The organism is Ezakiella sp. (genome assembly GCF_034180565.1).
Taxonomy (GTDB): domain Bacteria; phylum Bacillota; class Clostridia; order Tissierellales; family Peptoniphilaceae; genus Ezakiella.
In genome coordinates, this window is sequence record NZ_JAXFOB010000022.1 from 159,624 (window position 1) to 174,748 (window position 15,125).

A 15,125-nucleotide genomic window follows, 5' to 3' on the forward strand; every position below is an offset into this window, starting at 1 on the left:
AAGGATAAATCCTAAAATTTATCCTTTTGTTATAGTTTTTTTGTTTTAATAAACTTATTTATCTCTTTCTTCAAATTTGTGTTCAATTACAGCTTGAGCAGCGGCCAATCTTGCAATTGGAACTCTGTATGGTGAACAACTTACATAGTCAAGATTGATATCATCACAGAATTTAATTGAGTCAGGATCTCCGCCGGCTTCGCCGCAAACGCCGATGTGAATGTTCGGGTTTGATTTTCTTCCAAGCGTTGTAGCCATATCGAGAAGTTTTCCGACACCGCTTGTATCAAGTGATTCAAAAGGAGAGACCTTGAAGATTTTTTTGTCCAAATAATCGTTTATGAACTTTCCGTAGTCGTCTCTTGAATAACCGAAGACCATTTGAGTCATATCGTTGGTTCCGAAACTGAAGAAGTCTGCTTCTGTTGCAATTTCATCAGCAAGAAGGGCTGCACGAGGAACCTCGATCATTGTTCCGATTTCATAGTGAATTTCTTCACCCTTTTCTTCAAAGACTGCATTTATTTCTTCAAGAATTTCAGATTTTACATATTTCAATTCTTTGAGTTCGCCGATTAGCGGAATCATAATTTGCGGTTTAACAGTTTTTCCTTCCGCACTTACTTCAAGAGCAGCTTCAATTATTGCTCTTGCTTGCATTCTGTAAATTTCAGGATAGGTGACAGCAAGTCTACAACCTCTGTGTCCGAGCATCGGGTTGAATTCTTTGAGTTCTTCGATTCTTGTTCTTAAAACTTCTTCATCAACTCCCATATCCTTTGCGATTGATTTAATATCGTCGTCTTTAACCGGCAAGAATTCATGGAGTGGTGGGTCAAGAAGTCTTACGGTTACAGGAAGACCGTCCATTGCTTCAAAAATGCCTTTGAAGTCTTCTTTTTGGTATGGAAGAAGTTTTGCTAAATATTTTTCTCTTTCTTCCTTTGTGTCAGCGAGAATCATCTTGCGAACATTTTTGATTCTGGCTTCATCGAAGAACATATGTTCGGTTCTTGTAAGACCGATTCCTTCTGCACCAAAATCTCTTGCAGTTTTTGCGTCTTTCGGTGTATCGGCGTTTGTAAGAACACCAAGTTTTCTTACTTCATCTGCCCAGGACATAAACTTTCCGAAATTTCCCGTTAGGGAAGGTTCGATCTTTTTAATGTCGCCTAAATATACTGTACCGGTTGTACCGTCTATTGAAATGATATCTCCTTCTTTGAGATCTCCATTTTTACCTTTAATTATTTTTTTGTTTTCTTCAACTCTGAGTTCACTTGTTCCTGCAACGCAGCATTTACCCATACCTCTTGCGACAACAGCTGCGTGAGAAGTCATACCTCCGCGTGCCGTCAAAATACCTTCAGCCAAAACCATTCCATCGATATCTTCAGGAGAAGTTTCTTCTCTTACGAGAATAGTTTTGATTCCTGCTTCGTGTTTTTCTCTCACAGCTTCAGGAGTAAATACGATTTCACCGGATGCAGCTCCAGGACTTGCAGGAAGACCTTTTGCATATGGAACCTTGTCCTTTAATTCATCCGGGTCAAATTGATAGTGCATAAGTTGATTTAAACTGTTCGGCTCAAGCTTCATCAAAGCTTCTTCTTTTGTGATAAGACCTTCTTCATACATATCAACTGCAATATTTAGAGCAGCTCTTGCGGTTCTCTTGCCGTTTCTGCATTGTAGGAAGTATAGCTTGCCGTCTTCAATTGTAAATTCAACGTCTTGCATATCCTTGTAATGCTTTTCAAGATTTTCGATAATGTCGAGGAATTGGTCATATACTTTTTTATTTGTATCTTCAAGTTGTGAAATACTTTGCGGTGTTCTTACACCTGAAACAACGTCTTCACCTTGAGCGTTCATAAGGAATTCGCCAAACAATTTGTTTTCTCCGTCTGACGGGCTTCTTGAGAAACAAACACCTGTTCCTGAATTATCGCCCATATTACCGAAGACCATTGATTGAACATTTACAGCAGTTCCTAGATTGTCGTCAATTTTGTGGAGTCTTCTGTATGTCTTTGCTCTTGGATTCATCCACGAATCAAAAACAGCTTTGATAGCGATTTCAAGTTGTTTTTTCGGGTCAGTAGGGAAGTCTTCTTTGATATATTCCTTATATTTTTCTTTATATCTTCTAACTGTTTCTTTAAGGCCTTCAACTGAAACTTCTTGGTCGCTGTTGACGCCTTCTTTTTTCTTAATATCATTAAATATGTCGTCGAATTCATATTTTGGGATGTTCATAGCAACATCGGAAAACATTTGAATAAATCTTCTGTAGCTGTCCCAAGCAAATCTTTCGTTTGAGGATTTTTTTACGAGGCCTTCAACGGTTTCGTCATTTAAACCTAAATTTAAAATTGTATCCATCATTCCCGGCATAGAAAAAACAGCGCCGCTTCTTACGGAGAATAGGAGTGGATTTTCATTATCCCCGAATTTCTTTTCGATCTTAGTTTCGACTTCAGCGATCCTTTTTGTAACTTCTTCCATCAATCCTTCCGGAAGATTTTCGTCATTATTATAAAATGCTGTGCATGCTTCGGTTGAAATTGTAAATCCCGGGGGTACAGGTATCCCCAAATTTGTCATTTCACATAAATTTGCACCCTTGCCGCCTAGCAATGAGCGCATTTTTGCATTACCTTCTTCGAAACTGTAAGTAAACTTGTTCATGTTTCCTCCTCATTTACTAATTCTTTTAGAAATAAAAACCGTTGCTTCTTCGATTGCCATCTTATCTAAATCTATAACTGGTATTCGAAGCGTTTTATAAATATCATGGGCGTACATAAGTTCGTCAAATATTCTTTCTTCGGTTGCATAATTCGAGCTTATGCCAAGATTCTCTTCGCGAGACAATCTGTGTTTTCTGATTGACTCGACGCTTCTTGTTAAACCGAAAGTTTTTTCCCTTGGAAGAGACTTTAGCATTTCAGTTAAATTTGCTTCCGGCACAAGTGGAATATTGCAAACTTTTAAATCAAAATAGCCCATATAAAATGAAAGTGGTGTTTTACCAACCCTCGATGGACCAAGCAATATTACGTCCGCATCATTTAAATCTGATAGGATTTTTCCGTCATCATAATCATGGCAAAAATCAATATTTTTATAATCCATCGTTTCACCTCTCACTCGTTTTATTATATCACATTTATATTTTTTTTTAAAGATTATAACTCTTTTATTTTTCTTTGGTGAAGTGTTATAAATGTCGTCTTTTCCTTGAAGTTTGAAGAATTAAATGTTATAATTAAACGGATAGAGGTGTAAAATATGTACGATGATAAAAATGAATTAATCGATGAAAACGATGAAAAATTAATAGAAGATAAAGATGTTTCGGAAGAAATTGTTGAACCGCTCGATGATAGCGATGAAGTTTCAGAAGATACTGATAATCAAGATAAAGCAAAGAGGATAAAAAAAGAAGTGATTGAATGGATAAAGAGTTTGGCATCGGCAGCGATCATTGCGATTTTAATTGTAAAATTTGTCTTTGCATTCACAGTTGTTGACGGCAAAAGCATGATGCCTACTTTACACAACAGAGACAGACTTATAGAGCTCAAACTTGATAAGTTGTTTAGAAGTTTTAAACGTGGAGACATTGTTGTTTTAAGAGATGAAGTTAAAACAGACGATAATTATTATGTAAAAAGAGTTGTAGGTCTTCCGGGTGAACATATTGAGATCGAAAACGGAAGCGTGTTTATTGACGGCGAACTAATCGATGAGCCGTATATTGAAACCGGAATTTATACAGAAGGAAATATTTCGATTGATTTATCGGATGAAGAATATTTTGTTTTGGGTGACAATCGTCTTCCGCTTGCAAGTAGAGATTCAAGGTCGTTCGGACCGATTGACAAAAAAAGCATCGGCGGAAGATGCGTCTTTAGAGTTTTTCCATTTGATAGAATCGGAAAGTTGAGGTAGTTATTTATGAAAAAAGAGCATATAAGAAATTTCTCTATCATTGCCCATATTGACCATGGTAAAAGCACTCTCGCAGACAGACTTTTGGAAGCTACCAATACAGTTGAACTAAGAGATATGAGAGAGCAAACCTTGGACAGTATGGACCTGGAAAGAGAAAGAGGCATTACAATAAAGCTTAAAGCTGTCAGACTTTTTTATAAAGCTGACGATGGCAAAACATACACATTAAACTTGATTGACACCCCGGGCCACGTTGACTTCAACTATGAAGTGTCACGTTCACTTGCAGCATGCGAAGGAGCTGTTTTGGTTGTCGACGCAACGCAAGGTGTTGAAGCTCAAACGCTCGGCAATGTTTATCTTGCACTCGACCAAGATTTGGAGATTCTTCCGGTTATAAACAAAATGGATTTACCAAGCGCAATGCCGGACGAAGTTAAACATGAAATTGAAGATGTAATTGGACTTGATGCATCCGAAGCGCCGCTGATTTCAGCAAAGACCGGATTAAATATTAAAGACGTTTTAGAATATATTGTAAAACAGGTTCCGGCTCCTGAAGGAGATGACGATGCACCGCTAAAAGCACTCATATTCGACTCATACTATGACCCGTATTTGGGAGTTGTATGTTATGTAAGAGTCTTTGATGGAAGCATTAAAGCCGGAATGAATATTAAATTTATGTCCACAAACCAAGAGTTCGAAGTTACCGAAGTTGGTGTAAATATAACACACATGCTAAAAGTTGACGAACTTAAAGCAGGAGACGTAGGATATTTTACAGCTTCGGTAAAAGAAGTCAAGGATGCAAGAGTGGGTGACACTGTCACAGATGCTGCAAGACCTACAAAAGAACGTCTTCCGGGCTACAAGGCCGTAGTGCCGATGGTTTATTGCGGAATTTATCCGTCCGAAGGCGAGGACTACAACACGGTGAGAGAAGCACTCGAAAAATTAAAAGTAAACGATGCATCCCTCACATTTGAACCGGAAACATCAAAGGCCTTGGGCTTCGGTTTTAGATGCGGCTTCTTGGGACTTCTACACATGGAAATCATTCAAGAAAGACTCGACAGAGAGTTTGATTTAAATATTATCGCAACTGCACCGTCTGTGATTTATAGAGTTCACAAAACCGACGGGGAAGTGCTTGAAATACAAAATCCGACGAATTTACCGTCGCCGGGCGAAATTGATTTTATTGAAGAACCGATGGTTGATGCAAATATTATGGCACCGAAAGAATATGTCGGAAACATTATGGACATTTGCATCGATAGAAGAGGACAATTTAAAAATATGGAATATCTCGACGAAAGAAGAGTTGTTTTGCATTTTAGAATGCCGTTAAATGAAGTTATATATGATTTCTTCGATGCGCTTAAATCAAATACAAAGGGATATGCGTCGCTCGACTATGAACTTGCAGGATACGAAGAAAGTGATCTTGTTAAACTAGATATTTTAATCAATGGAGAACTTGTTGACGCATTCAGTTTAATCGTTCACGAATCAAAAGCTTACGCAAGGGGACGTGATATCGCCGAAAGACTTAAAGATGTAATTCCAAGACATCAATTTGCGGTTCCTATTCAAGCGGCAATCGGTTCAAAGATTATTGCAAGAGAAACAATTTCCGCTTTAAGAAAAGACGTTCTTGCAAAATGTTACGGCGGAGACATTTCAAGAAAGAAGAAACTACTTGAAAAACAAAAAGAAGGTAAAAAGAGAATGCGCTCTGTAGGAAATGTCGATGTTCCGCAAGAAGCATTTATGGAAGTTTTAAAATATAAGGAAAAGTAATGAATTTAGGAATTTATATACACATACCGTTTTGCAAAAGCAAATGCAGTTATTGCGATTTTTTAAGCTTTGTTCCTAAAAGCGAAGATGAAAAAAATAAATATGTGGATTATATAATAAAGGAAATAAATCTTTATTCAAAACTTTATGGAAAGAGGTGTGTCGACTCAATTTATTTTGGGGGTGGCACGCCTTCTTTAATTGGAACAAAGAATGTAAACAGGATCATGGGTGCAATATATAATGGTTTTAACGTTTCGAATGATTCTGAAAACATTCTTGAGATAAATCCGGGAACAACTGGCGATAATCTATATAAAGAGATTTATAAAACAGGAATAAATAGAGCGAGCCTGGGACTGCAGACGTCTGATGATGAAATTATAAAATCTTTAAATAGAACTTCTTCATTTAATGATTTTTTGAAAGCGGTTGATGAATTAAAAGCAAGCGGTATAAAAAATATTTCAGCCGATTTGATGTTATCTCTTCCAGGAAATACTGAAGAGCAGGAGTTAAAAGATGCAAAGATGCTCAGCGAGTTGGGAATAAATCATATTTCCGCCTATAGTCTTATTGTGCATGAAAATACTCCAATCTATGAAGAAATAAAAAACAAAAAGCTAATTCTTCCAAGCGAAGAGAATGAAAGAAAGAGCTATCACGACCTTTCAAAATATTTAGCCGAACTTGGTTATGAGAGATATGAAATTTCAAATTTTGCAAAGACAGGTTTTGAGTCAAGACACAATAAAAAATACTGGAATCTCGAAGAGTATCTTGCATTTGGTATTGGCGCTGCGGCTTTTATAGAATGCGAAAGGAGAAAGAATTTTTCAAATTTAAAATATTATTACGAAGCGCTTGATAGAAACGCACTTCCATATAGAGTTGAGTACGTGCTTGATTTAAACGATAAGATGAGCGAATATTCATTTCTTAATATAAGGACAAAGGATGGAATTTCTCTCGAGAAATTTAAAGAAAAATTTGATGAAGAATTTTTCAAAGTGTTTGATTTAAAAAAACACTTTGATTCCGGGCTTTTAAAATTGGAGAATGCTCATGTTATCCTGACAGAAAAGGGAATGGATCTTTCGAACCTTGTGGAAGTTGATTTACTTTTATAAAATGTTTTAAAATCATAAATCGGGGTATAAAACTTGTGGTTAGCACTCGAGAGCTATAAGTGCTAACGTTTATCATTTATTGTTAAAATTTTTATAAAATATTACTTTAAATGTGATTAAATGAAAATTATGTGGGTATATATTTATTAGTTAGCACTCACGACTTGAGATTGCTAATAAAAAGTGGGAGGTGTAAAATGTTAAGTCAAAGAGAGCTGAAAATTTTAAACAGTATTATAAACTCTTTCATTGAAACCGGTCAGCCGGTCGGCTCAAGAACTATAGAGAAAAACTATGACATCGGACTTAGCGCCGCCACTATAAGAAATGTAATGAGTGATTTGGAAGAAAAGGGATTTATTTCAAAAACGCATCACTCAAGCGGTAGAATTCCTTCCGGATTTGCTATTGAAAATTATGTGTTGGACTTGATTGATTCTTCAACGAAACAGGAAGACAACCCTCGCAAATTTGTTAAGAGCTTGTTGGAATCTGAGGGGACAAAGCTTGAGAAGATGATGCTTAAAGCGGGTGAAGTTCTTAATTTGATGACAAATTATGCCACTTTAACATTTATTCCTCATTATAACGATGCTGAAATTTCTCAAGTATTTGCAAAACGCATAGACGATATGAACCTCCTATTTGTAATAATGACAAAGGATTTGGATGTTTCTACAAATGTTGTTCATGACGGTGGAGTTATTGATGAAGAGAAATTTAATAATTTTCTTAAGCATTATTTTTATGATAGAAAAGTCAGTTATTTTCTCGAAAATCTTGAAGAACTCTACAAAAAAGAGTTTTTCGGCAAATTGGATGTATTAAAAAACATTTTAAAAGATATAGAGTCGGATGAATCCATGGAAGATGAATTGATTTTAAGTGGAGTGACTAGACTACTCGAACATCCGGATTTTATAGATTCAGAAAATGTTAAAACAGTTGCTATGATTATGGAAGACAGTTCGCAGATAAAAGATTTAATTAAGGAAAGCGATGATAAGCGAATTAGCGTTCATATCGGCGACGAAAACTCAAATTTAAAAAATTTGACAGTAATAACCTCAAACATATTGCTCGACAGCGACCGAACCGCATCGTTTGGAATAATCGCTCCGGTCAGGATGAATTATTCAAATGCTATAAATGCAATTTTGGAGCTTGACAAGACTTTGAGGTTTCTACATGCGAGCTTGAAAGGGGATGAGGGCTAAATGAAAGAGAAAAAAGATTTAAATAATGAAGTCGATGAAAAAGTTACAGAAGAAGTTGCGGAGGAAAGTGTTCAATCGGATATATGCGACGAAGATTTAAATGAGTCGGATAATCTCAGCGGAGAAATTGATTCACTGAAGACACAGCTTATAAGACTTCAAGCGGATTTTACAAACTTTAAAAAGAGAGCTCAAAAGAGAGAGCACGACAGTGTAAATTTGGGAGTTGAAAAATTTGCGGAGGTTTTATTTCCTGTAATTGACAATTTCGATATTGCGCTTTCACATATAGAAGATAAAAATATATATGACGGCGTAAAGATGATATACGATCAAGTAATTGAAGCTTTTAGAAATGTAGATATAAATGTAATGGAAAGCGATGGGGCAGTTTTTGATCCGAATCTGCACTACGCAGTAATGATGGAAGAAAAAGATGGAGTTCAAAGTGGAATTATAATCGAAACTCTAAAAAAAGGATTTACGCTGGGAGATAAAGTTATACGCCCGGCAATGGTAAAAGTAAGTAAGTAATTATAAATTAAGGAGGATTTTTTAAATGAGTAAAATTATTGGTATTGACTTAGGTACAACAAATTCATGTGTCGCAGTTATGGAAGGTGGAGATCCTACTGTTATCCACAATATCGAAGGTAACAGAACTACTCCAAGTATTGTAGCGTTCACAAAAGAAGGCGAAAGATTGGTTGGGGAAACAGCAAAAAGACAAGCTGTTACAAACCCGGAACGTACTATTTCTTCAATTAAAAGAGAAATGGGAACAGATTATAAAATTAGTATTGATGGAAAAGATTATACACCTGAAGAAATTTCAGCAATGATTCTTCAAAAGTTAAAAGCAGATGCTGAAAGCTATCTCGGCGAAACGATTGAAGATGCAGTAATAACAGTTCCTGCATATTTCACAGATGCTCAAAGACAAGCAACAAAGGACGCAGGAAGAATTGCCGGATTAAATGTAAAGAGAATTATTAATGAACCTACAGCTGCTGCACTTGCATATGGAATGGATAAAGAAGAAGGTCAACACAAGATTATGGTTTATGACCTCGGCGGTGGAACATTCGACGTTTCGATTCTTGAAGTTGGCGACGGCGTATTCGAAGTTATGGCTACAAGAGGAAACAATAAACTCGGTGGAGACGACTTCGACAATAAACTTGTTGACTACATTGCAGATGAATTCCAAAAAGAAAACGGCGTTGATTTGAAATCAGACAAGATGAGTCTACAAAGACTTAAAGAAGCCGCAGAAAAAGCAAAGAAAGAGCTATCATCAACGATGACTACAAATATTAACTTGCCGTTTATTACAGCAACACAAAACGGCCCGCTTCACTTGAATATGGACATTACAAGAGCAAAATTCAACGAACTTACAAGTGATTTGGTTGAAAAGACAATTGCACCGGTTAAAGATTGTATCAAGGACGCAGGCATTGATGTTTCAGAACTCGACAAAATTTTGTTGGTTGGAGGTTCAACAAGAATTCCGGCTGTGCAAGAAGAAGTTAAGAAATTGACCGGAAGAGATCCGCAAAAAGACATCAACCCTGATGAATGTGTCGCAATCGGCGCATCAATCCAAGGTGGAGTTTTGACCGGAGAAGTTAAAGACTTATTGCTACTTGACGTAACACCTCTTTCACTTGGACTTGAAACATTGGGCGGAGTAACCACAAAGCTCATTGAAAGAAATACAACAATTCCGGCAAAGAAGAGCCAAGTATTTACAACTGCTGCCGATTCACAAACTTCTGTTGATATTCACGTTCTTCAAGGGGAAAGAGAATTTGCAAAGGACAACACAACTCTAGGCAGATTCCAATTGACAGGTATTGCACCTGCACCAAGAGGAATTCCTCAAATTGAAGTTACATTTGACATCGATGCAAACGGAATTGTAAATGTAAGTGCAAAGGATATGGCAACTGGCAAGCAACAATCTATAACGATCACTGCTTCAAATAAGATGAGCGAAGATGAAATTAACGCTAAAGTTAAAGAAGCGGAAAAATATGCTGCAGAAGATGAAAAGGCAAAAGAAAATATCGAAATCAAAAACAATGCAGACCAAATGGTTTATCAAACAGAAAAGAGCATAAAAGATTTGGGCGAACAATTGTCTGATGAAGATAAAAAAGCATTGGAAGAAAAGAAAGAAGCACTCAAAAAAGCTGCAGAAGGAACAGACTACGAAGATATGAAACAAAAGACAGAAGATTTGACGAATGAGTTCTACAGAATAACTCAAAAAGTTTATGGTCAAGCAGGCGGAAATCCTTCAGAAGGCGGTGCAAATCCTGGAGAAAACAAAAAAGATGACGGAGACGATACAATTGATGGAGACTACGAAGTAGTTGATTAATTTGACAATTTCCGCTAATTATAGGATAATAGAACTGATCCACTCTTAGTGGACAGTTCTTATTTTTTTGAAAGGCTGATTTGATGAAAAATTTGTATGAAGTATTAGAGGTTGAAGAAACTGCTTCAATCGACGAAATAAAGAAAAGTTATAGACGTTTGGCAAAAAAATACCATCCTGATTTGAATCCTGACGACCCGGAGAGTGCAGAAAAATTTAAAGAAGTTACTGCGGCTTATGAGGTCCTTTCAGATCAAGAAAAAAGAACTATGTATGATAATTATGGAACCACAGACGCTCAAGCGGGTGGCGGATTCGGTTATGATGATATATTCAGCGATATATTCGGTGACATTTTCGGTGGAATGGGTTTTGGCGGATTCAGCTCAAACAGAGCTGCAAGCAACCAAAAACCGGGGCAAGATAGAATGGTTTATATAGATTTTGACCTGAAAGAAACGCTTACAGAGCAAACTGTGGACATCGAATATGATAGAGTTGAAGACTGCGAGAAATGTCATGGAACAGGTGCGAAGTCAAAAGACGATGTAGAAGTATGTAAGACTTGCCAAGGTAGAGGTCGTGTAAGACAAGTTAAACAGACTTTATTTGGGCAAATGCAAACTGATACTGTTTGCCCGGACTGTAACGGAACGGGAAAAGTTGTCAAAGAAAAGTGTGATGAATGCGGCGGCTCAGGAAGAAAATCCAAAAAGATTAAAAAGTCGGTTAAAATTCCAAAAGGTGTAACAGACGGCATCGTATTAAACTTGGGGGCTTATGGGGACGACGGCATAAACGGAGGAAGACGTGGAAATTTATATGCTGAGATTCACGTAAGAAATCCTTACGGTTATGAAATTCAAGATACAAATCTTGTGAAGGAATATAAGATTTCATTCTCGGAAGCCGCTTTAGGCACTAGAAAAAAATTCGAAACCCTTGACGGAGAAGAAGAAATCGTTATACCTGAAGGCACACAAAATGGGGATTATATAACAATTTCGAAAAAAGGCTTATATAAATACAATTCAAATACACGCGGCGATATGTATTTGGTTTTTAAAGTTGTTACACCGACAAATTTGTCAAAACGTCAAAAGGAAATTTTAAGGGAGCTTGATGAAGAAAATGAGCTCAATGACCCTCCACCCTTTTCAGGGATAAGGTCAAAGTTTAAGAATATATATTTCAAAATAAAAAATGCTATTAGAAGGATGTTTGCACGATGATAGAAGTTTCATTAAAAGTAAATAGGAGTTTGGAAGAAGAAATCACGACAAAACTTATTATGTTCGGGATAACTTCATTTGAGGTTTTGGATGACAATTTGAGCGACAGTCTTAAACTTTCCGAAAAGAATTGGGACTATATTGATAAAAAAGAAAAAACGGATTTTATTACTTTTAAAGTATATTTGGGAGACGATGAGGTTCAAGAATTTCTTAAAGAAATTGATCTCGAAGGAGAATGTGAGATTTCAAAAAAATCAATCGAAGAAAAAGACTACGAAAATGATTGGAAAAATTATTTTCACACAATAGATGTTTCGAAGGATTTAAAAGTTGTACCGCTTTGGGAAGAACACACCGACGCGGATGTTGTTATAAATCCCGGAATGGCTTTCGGCACAGGAAGTCACGAAACCACTTATATGTGTCTCAAAGAGATTGATAAATATCGTCCGGATGGGAAAATTTTAGACGTAGGAACGGGAAGCGGGATTCTCGCTATTTCTGCTGCAAAGCTTTCAGGCGCCATTGTAGATGCTTATGAAATCGATGCTTTAGCTATAAAATCGGCAAATCAAAATGTGAAGTTTAATAATGTTGAGGAAAAGGTGAATGTAATTCATGGAGATTTCAGGGATTATGATGTCAAGATTTACGATACCATAATTTCAAATATATATGCTGAAACTCTATGTGAAATGATGCCGGAATTTTCTAAGCGTATTAAATCGCAAGGACTAATAATTTTGTCGGGCATAGTCAATGAAAAAGAAGACATGGTTAGAGATGCTTTACAAAAAAATAATTTTGAAATTGTAAGTTCAAACAAACAAAACGGTTGGTCGGAGATTACGGGTAGATTTAATGGATAGGATTTTTATCGAAGACACAGTAATAACAGGAGAAGATTTCAGACATGTTATTAAAAGTCAAAGGCACACGTTAGGTGATACGCTTGAGGTTGTTTTAGATGAAGAACTCTATTTGGCAGAGATTTCTGAAGTTTCAAAGAACAGTTTTTCTGTTAAGCTCTTAGAAGAAATAAAGGAAGACACGAATAAATTAAAAATATATTTGTTTCAAGGATATATTCCGAAGAAAAAAATGGAACACGTTTTTAAAATGAACGGAATGCTTGGTGTCGAAAAATTTATTCCGACTATTACTGAAAGATGTTATGAAAAACGTATTGAGGATTTTTCAAACGAAAGGTGCTATTCTATTTTAAAGGACAGCGCCGAAGTATCAAAGTCTATAAAAATTCCTGAAATTTCAGAGAATATGGAGTTTAAAGAGGCAATAGAATTTTCTAAAACTTTGGACTATTCGCTGATTCTTTATGAAGACGAAAATGTGAATTGCATTTATGACTTTTTAAAAGATGTTGATGTAACTTACCCGAGAGAGAGTTCAATTGGGATTTTTGTTGGACCTGAAGGCGGTTTTTCAGAGGAGGAAGTGTCATTTGCAAAAAACAGAGGAGTAAAATCTATTAGGTTGTTTAGAAATATATTGAGAACAGAATACGCTGCATTCTCCGCTATTTCTTCAATACTCAGCTATTATGAAAGGACTAAATATGAAAGTTAAAATTAAAACTCTGGGTTGCAAAGTGAATTTTGTTGAAAGTCTTGCACTTGAAGAAAGGCTTAGAAAAGCGGGATTTGAAATAGTCGATTCAAATGAGGAAATATGCGACATTTTTATTTTAAATTCATGCAGTGTCACAAATGAAAGCGACAAGAAATCAAGACAGGCTTTAAGTAGAAATCGCAAAATGAATCCTGATAATTACTCTGTGATTATGGGGTGTTATAGTCAAGTATCAAAAGATGAGCTTTTAGAAAACAAAAATGTAAATCTTGTTGTCGGAAATAAGGACAAGCTTGATATCTCATATTTAATGAATTTGGATAAAGACAAGGGCGAAAAAGTTTATGATATTTCAAAATATATAGAATTTGAAGATTTGCCGCTCCACGGAACGGGTGAAAAGACAAGAGGATTTATAAAAATTGAAGATGGCTGCGATAATTTTTGCTCATATTGCATAATTCCTTTTGCAAGGGGAAGAGTAAGGTCAAGAAGTATTGAATCAATAAAGAAAGAAGCAACATCACTCGGACAGAATGCAAAAGAAATTGTTATAACTGGAATTGAAGTTGCATCGTATGGAAAAGATTTAAAAGATGTGACTCTTATTGATGCAATTGAAGCGGTACACGAAGCGGCGCCGAATGTTAGAATCAGACTCTCAAGTCTTGAAATTTCAGTTATAACAGATGATTTTCTAAGGAGACTCAAAAACATAAGTCAGTTCTGTGACCAATTTCATTTGTCACTTCAAAGCGGTTCGGATAATGTCTTAAAAGCAATGAACCGAAAATACAACAAAGAAACTTTTAAGAAAAAAGTTGATTTGATTAGAACTTATTATCCAAATTCAGGAATCACAACTGATATTATCGTTGGTTTTCCCGGAGAAACGGAAGAGGACCACGAGAGCACAGTTCAGTATTTAAAGGACTTAAAACTTTCGAGGATTCACATTTTTCCATACTCTATAAGAAAAGGCACAAAAGCTGCGGATATGGAGCAAGTTGATGGAAATATAAAAATTCGAAGAAAGAATGAACTTGAAAAATTAGGAGAAGAGCTTCAAGATGAATTCAAAAATTCACTTTTAAATAAAAAGGAAGAAGTTTTGATTGAAGAAAGAACAAAAGGATTTTTCACGGGATACACAAGAAACTATGTAAAGGCAGAAATATCTTGTGATGAGTATCCGGATTTAAAATTAAACAGCGTTGTGAGTGCAATGCTTGTTGAAGAAAAGGGGGAAAAGAAATGGATTGTTTGTTCTGCAAAATAATTGAAGGAGAAATACCTTCTACAAAGGTGTATGAAGATGATATTTGCTATGCATTCAGGGATATAAATCCGGTTGCGCCGACACATATTCTCGTAATTCCAAAGAAACATATTGACGGTCTTGACACATGCGACGAAGGAGACAAGGAAATACTCAGTCATATTTTGTCAATCATAAAACTGATTGCAAGAGAAGAGAAATTGACTGAAGGTTATCGCGTAATTTCAAACGTTGGCGAAGATGGAGGACAGTCTGTTCGTCATTTGCATTTTCATCTCATAGGTGGAAAAAAATTAGGTTGGAATTTTGATTAAATACTTGATTTTTTGATAAACTATGTGTATAATATTGAATAGAGCGTTGTGGATAACCTTATGGAAGGGGGGAAGATAAATGTCAGAAATCAAAGTTGGAGAAAATGAATCCCTAGATAGTGCTCTAAAGCGCTTCAAGAGACAATGTGCTCGCTCAGGAGTAATGGGTGAAGTTAGAAAAAGAGAACATTATGAAAAACCTAGC

14 protein-coding genes are annotated in these 15,125 nt (G+C 36.1%); 12 read left to right on the forward strand and 2 right to left on the reverse strand.

Translation table 11 applies throughout. The annotated features are described in order from the left end of the window. Positions 1-54 precede the first annotated feature (54 nt). Both ppdK and SPI61_RS05260 read right to left on the reverse strand, forming a co-directional pair. Positions 55-2,691, reverse strand: a complete 2,637-nt coding sequence (gene ppdK / locus SPI61_RS05255; protein WP_321137069.1) for a pyruvate, phosphate dikinase — start codon at positions 2,689-2,691, stop codon at positions 55-57. 9 nt (positions 2,692-2,700) lie between these two features. Then, entirely contained in the window at positions 2,701-3,138 is a 438-nt protein-coding gene (locus SPI61_RS05260; protein ID WP_321137070.1) for a kinase/pyrophosphorylase, read from the reverse strand. Between the two features lie 156 nt (positions 3,139-3,294). On the opposite strand from SPI61_RS05260, the gene lepB reads away from it, so the two are divergent. From lepB to rpsU, 12 genes are all read left to right on the forward strand, one after another. Then, positions 3,295-3,957 (forward strand): signal peptidase I, encoded by a 663-nt coding sequence (gene lepB / locus SPI61_RS05265; protein WP_321137071.1) that lies wholly within the window; start codon positions 3,295-3,297, stop codon positions 3,955-3,957. A gap of 6 nt (positions 3,958-3,963) precedes the next feature. Beyond that, complete coding sequence (gene lepA, locus SPI61_RS05270) at positions 3,964-5,766, forward strand: translation elongation factor 4 (RefSeq protein ID WP_321137072.1); 1,803 nt, start codon at positions 3,964-3,966, stop codon at positions 5,764-5,766. Continuing rightward, the gene (gene hemW, locus SPI61_RS05275; protein ID WP_321137073.1) at positions 5,766-6,896 is read left to right on the forward strand and encodes a radical SAM family heme chaperone HemW; all 1,131 of its coding nucleotides are present in this window, start codon (positions 5,766-5,768) and stop codon (positions 6,894-6,896) included. Before lepA ends, hemW begins: the two co-directional genes overlap by 1 nt. A 197-nt stretch (positions 6,897-7,093) precedes the next feature. After that, a complete protein-coding gene (gene hrcA, locus SPI61_RS05280) occupies positions 7,094-8,113 on the forward strand; it encodes a heat-inducible transcriptional repressor HrcA (RefSeq protein ID WP_321137074.1) in 1,020 nt (339 codons plus the stop codon). After that, a complete protein-coding gene (gene grpE, locus SPI61_RS05285; protein ID WP_321137075.1) occupies positions 8,114-8,647 on the forward strand; it encodes a nucleotide exchange factor GrpE in 534 nt (177 codons plus the stop codon). A 25-nt stretch (positions 8,648-8,672) separates the two neighbouring features. Further along, positions 8,673-10,502, forward strand: a complete 1,830-nt coding sequence (gene dnaK, locus SPI61_RS05290) for a molecular chaperone DnaK (protein WP_321137076.1) — start codon at positions 8,673-8,675, stop codon at positions 10,500-10,502. A gap of 83 nt (positions 10,503-10,585) precedes the next feature. Further along, positions 10,586-11,734, forward strand: a complete 1,149-nt coding sequence (locus SPI61_RS05295) for a J domain-containing protein (RefSeq protein ID WP_321137077.1) — start codon at positions 10,586-10,588, stop codon at positions 11,732-11,734. Next, on the forward strand, positions 11,731-12,606 hold the full coding sequence (gene prmA / locus SPI61_RS05300; protein WP_321137078.1) for a 50S ribosomal protein L11 methyltransferase: 876 nt from the start codon (positions 11,731-11,733) through the stop codon (positions 12,604-12,606). The genes SPI61_RS05295 and prmA overlap by 4 nt, the downstream gene beginning before the upstream one ends. Further along, positions 12,599-13,324 (forward strand): 16S rRNA (uracil(1498)-N(3))-methyltransferase, encoded by a 726-nt coding sequence (locus SPI61_RS05305; protein WP_321137079.1) that lies wholly within the window; start codon positions 12,599-12,601, stop codon positions 13,322-13,324. The genes prmA and SPI61_RS05305 overlap by 8 nt, the downstream gene beginning before the upstream one ends. Then, positions 13,314-14,606, forward strand: a complete 1,293-nt coding sequence (gene mtaB, locus SPI61_RS05310; RefSeq protein WP_321137080.1) for a tRNA (N(6)-L-threonylcarbamoyladenosine(37)-C(2))-methylthiotransferase MtaB — start codon at positions 13,314-13,316, stop codon at positions 14,604-14,606. The genes SPI61_RS05305 and mtaB overlap by 11 nt, the downstream gene beginning before the upstream one ends. After that, on the forward strand, positions 14,582-14,920 hold the full coding sequence (locus SPI61_RS05315; protein WP_321137081.1) for a histidine triad nucleotide-binding protein: 339 nt from the start codon (positions 14,582-14,584) through the stop codon (positions 14,918-14,920). Before mtaB ends, SPI61_RS05315 begins: the two co-directional genes overlap by 25 nt. A 79-nt stretch (positions 14,921-14,999) precedes the next feature. Then, positions 15,000-15,125: 30S ribosomal protein S21 (gene rpsU / locus SPI61_RS05320; RefSeq protein ID WP_321137087.1), on the forward strand; the 126-nt coding region annotated here is incomplete at its 3' end.

Excerpts from the sequence above, each read along its gene's own strand:
- dnaK (WP_321137076.1), top strand. The coding sequence starts at position 8,673 with ATGAGTAAAATTATTGGTATTGACTTAGGTACAACAAATTCATGTGTC.
- SPI61_RS05305 (WP_321137079.1), top strand. The coding sequence starts at position 12,599 with ATGGATAGGATTTTTATCGAAGACACAGTAATAACAGGAGAAGATTTC.
- mtaB (WP_321137080.1), top strand. The coding sequence starts at position 13,314 with ATGAAAGTTAAAATTAAAACTCTGGGTTGCAAAGTGAATTTTGTTGAA.
- SPI61_RS05315 (WP_321137081.1), top strand. The coding sequence starts at position 14,582 with ATGGATTGTTTGTTCTGCAAAATAATTGAAGGAGAAATACCTTCTACA.
- hemW (WP_321137073.1), top strand. The coding sequence starts at position 5,766 with ATGAATTTAGGAATTTATATACACATACCGTTTTGCAAAAGCAAATGC.
- lepA (WP_321137072.1), top strand. The coding sequence starts at position 3,964 with ATGAAAAAAGAGCATATAAGAAATTTCTCTATCATTGCCCATATTGAC.
- SPI61_RS05295 (WP_321137077.1), top strand. The coding sequence starts at position 10,586 with ATGAAAAATTTGTATGAAGTATTAGAGGTTGAAGAAACTGCTTCAATC.
- lepB (WP_321137071.1), top strand. The coding sequence starts at position 3,295 with ATGTACGATGATAAAAATGAATTAATCGATGAAAACGATGAAAAATTA.
- hrcA (WP_321137074.1), top strand. The coding sequence starts at position 7,094 with ATGTTAAGTCAAAGAGAGCTGAAAATTTTAAACAGTATTATAAACTCT.
- ppdK (WP_321137069.1), bottom strand. The coding sequence starts at position 2,691 with ATGAACAAGTTTACTTACAGTTTCGAAGAAGGTAATGCAAAAATGCGC.
- grpE (WP_321137075.1), top strand. The coding sequence starts at position 8,114 with ATGAAAGAGAAAAAAGATTTAAATAATGAAGTCGATGAAAAAGTTACA.
- SPI61_RS05260 (WP_321137070.1), bottom strand. The coding sequence starts at position 3,138 with ATGGATTATAAAAATATTGATTTTTGCCATGATTATGATGACGGAAAA.
- prmA (WP_321137078.1), top strand. The coding sequence starts at position 11,731 with ATGATAGAAGTTTCATTAAAAGTAAATAGGAGTTTGGAAGAAGAAATC.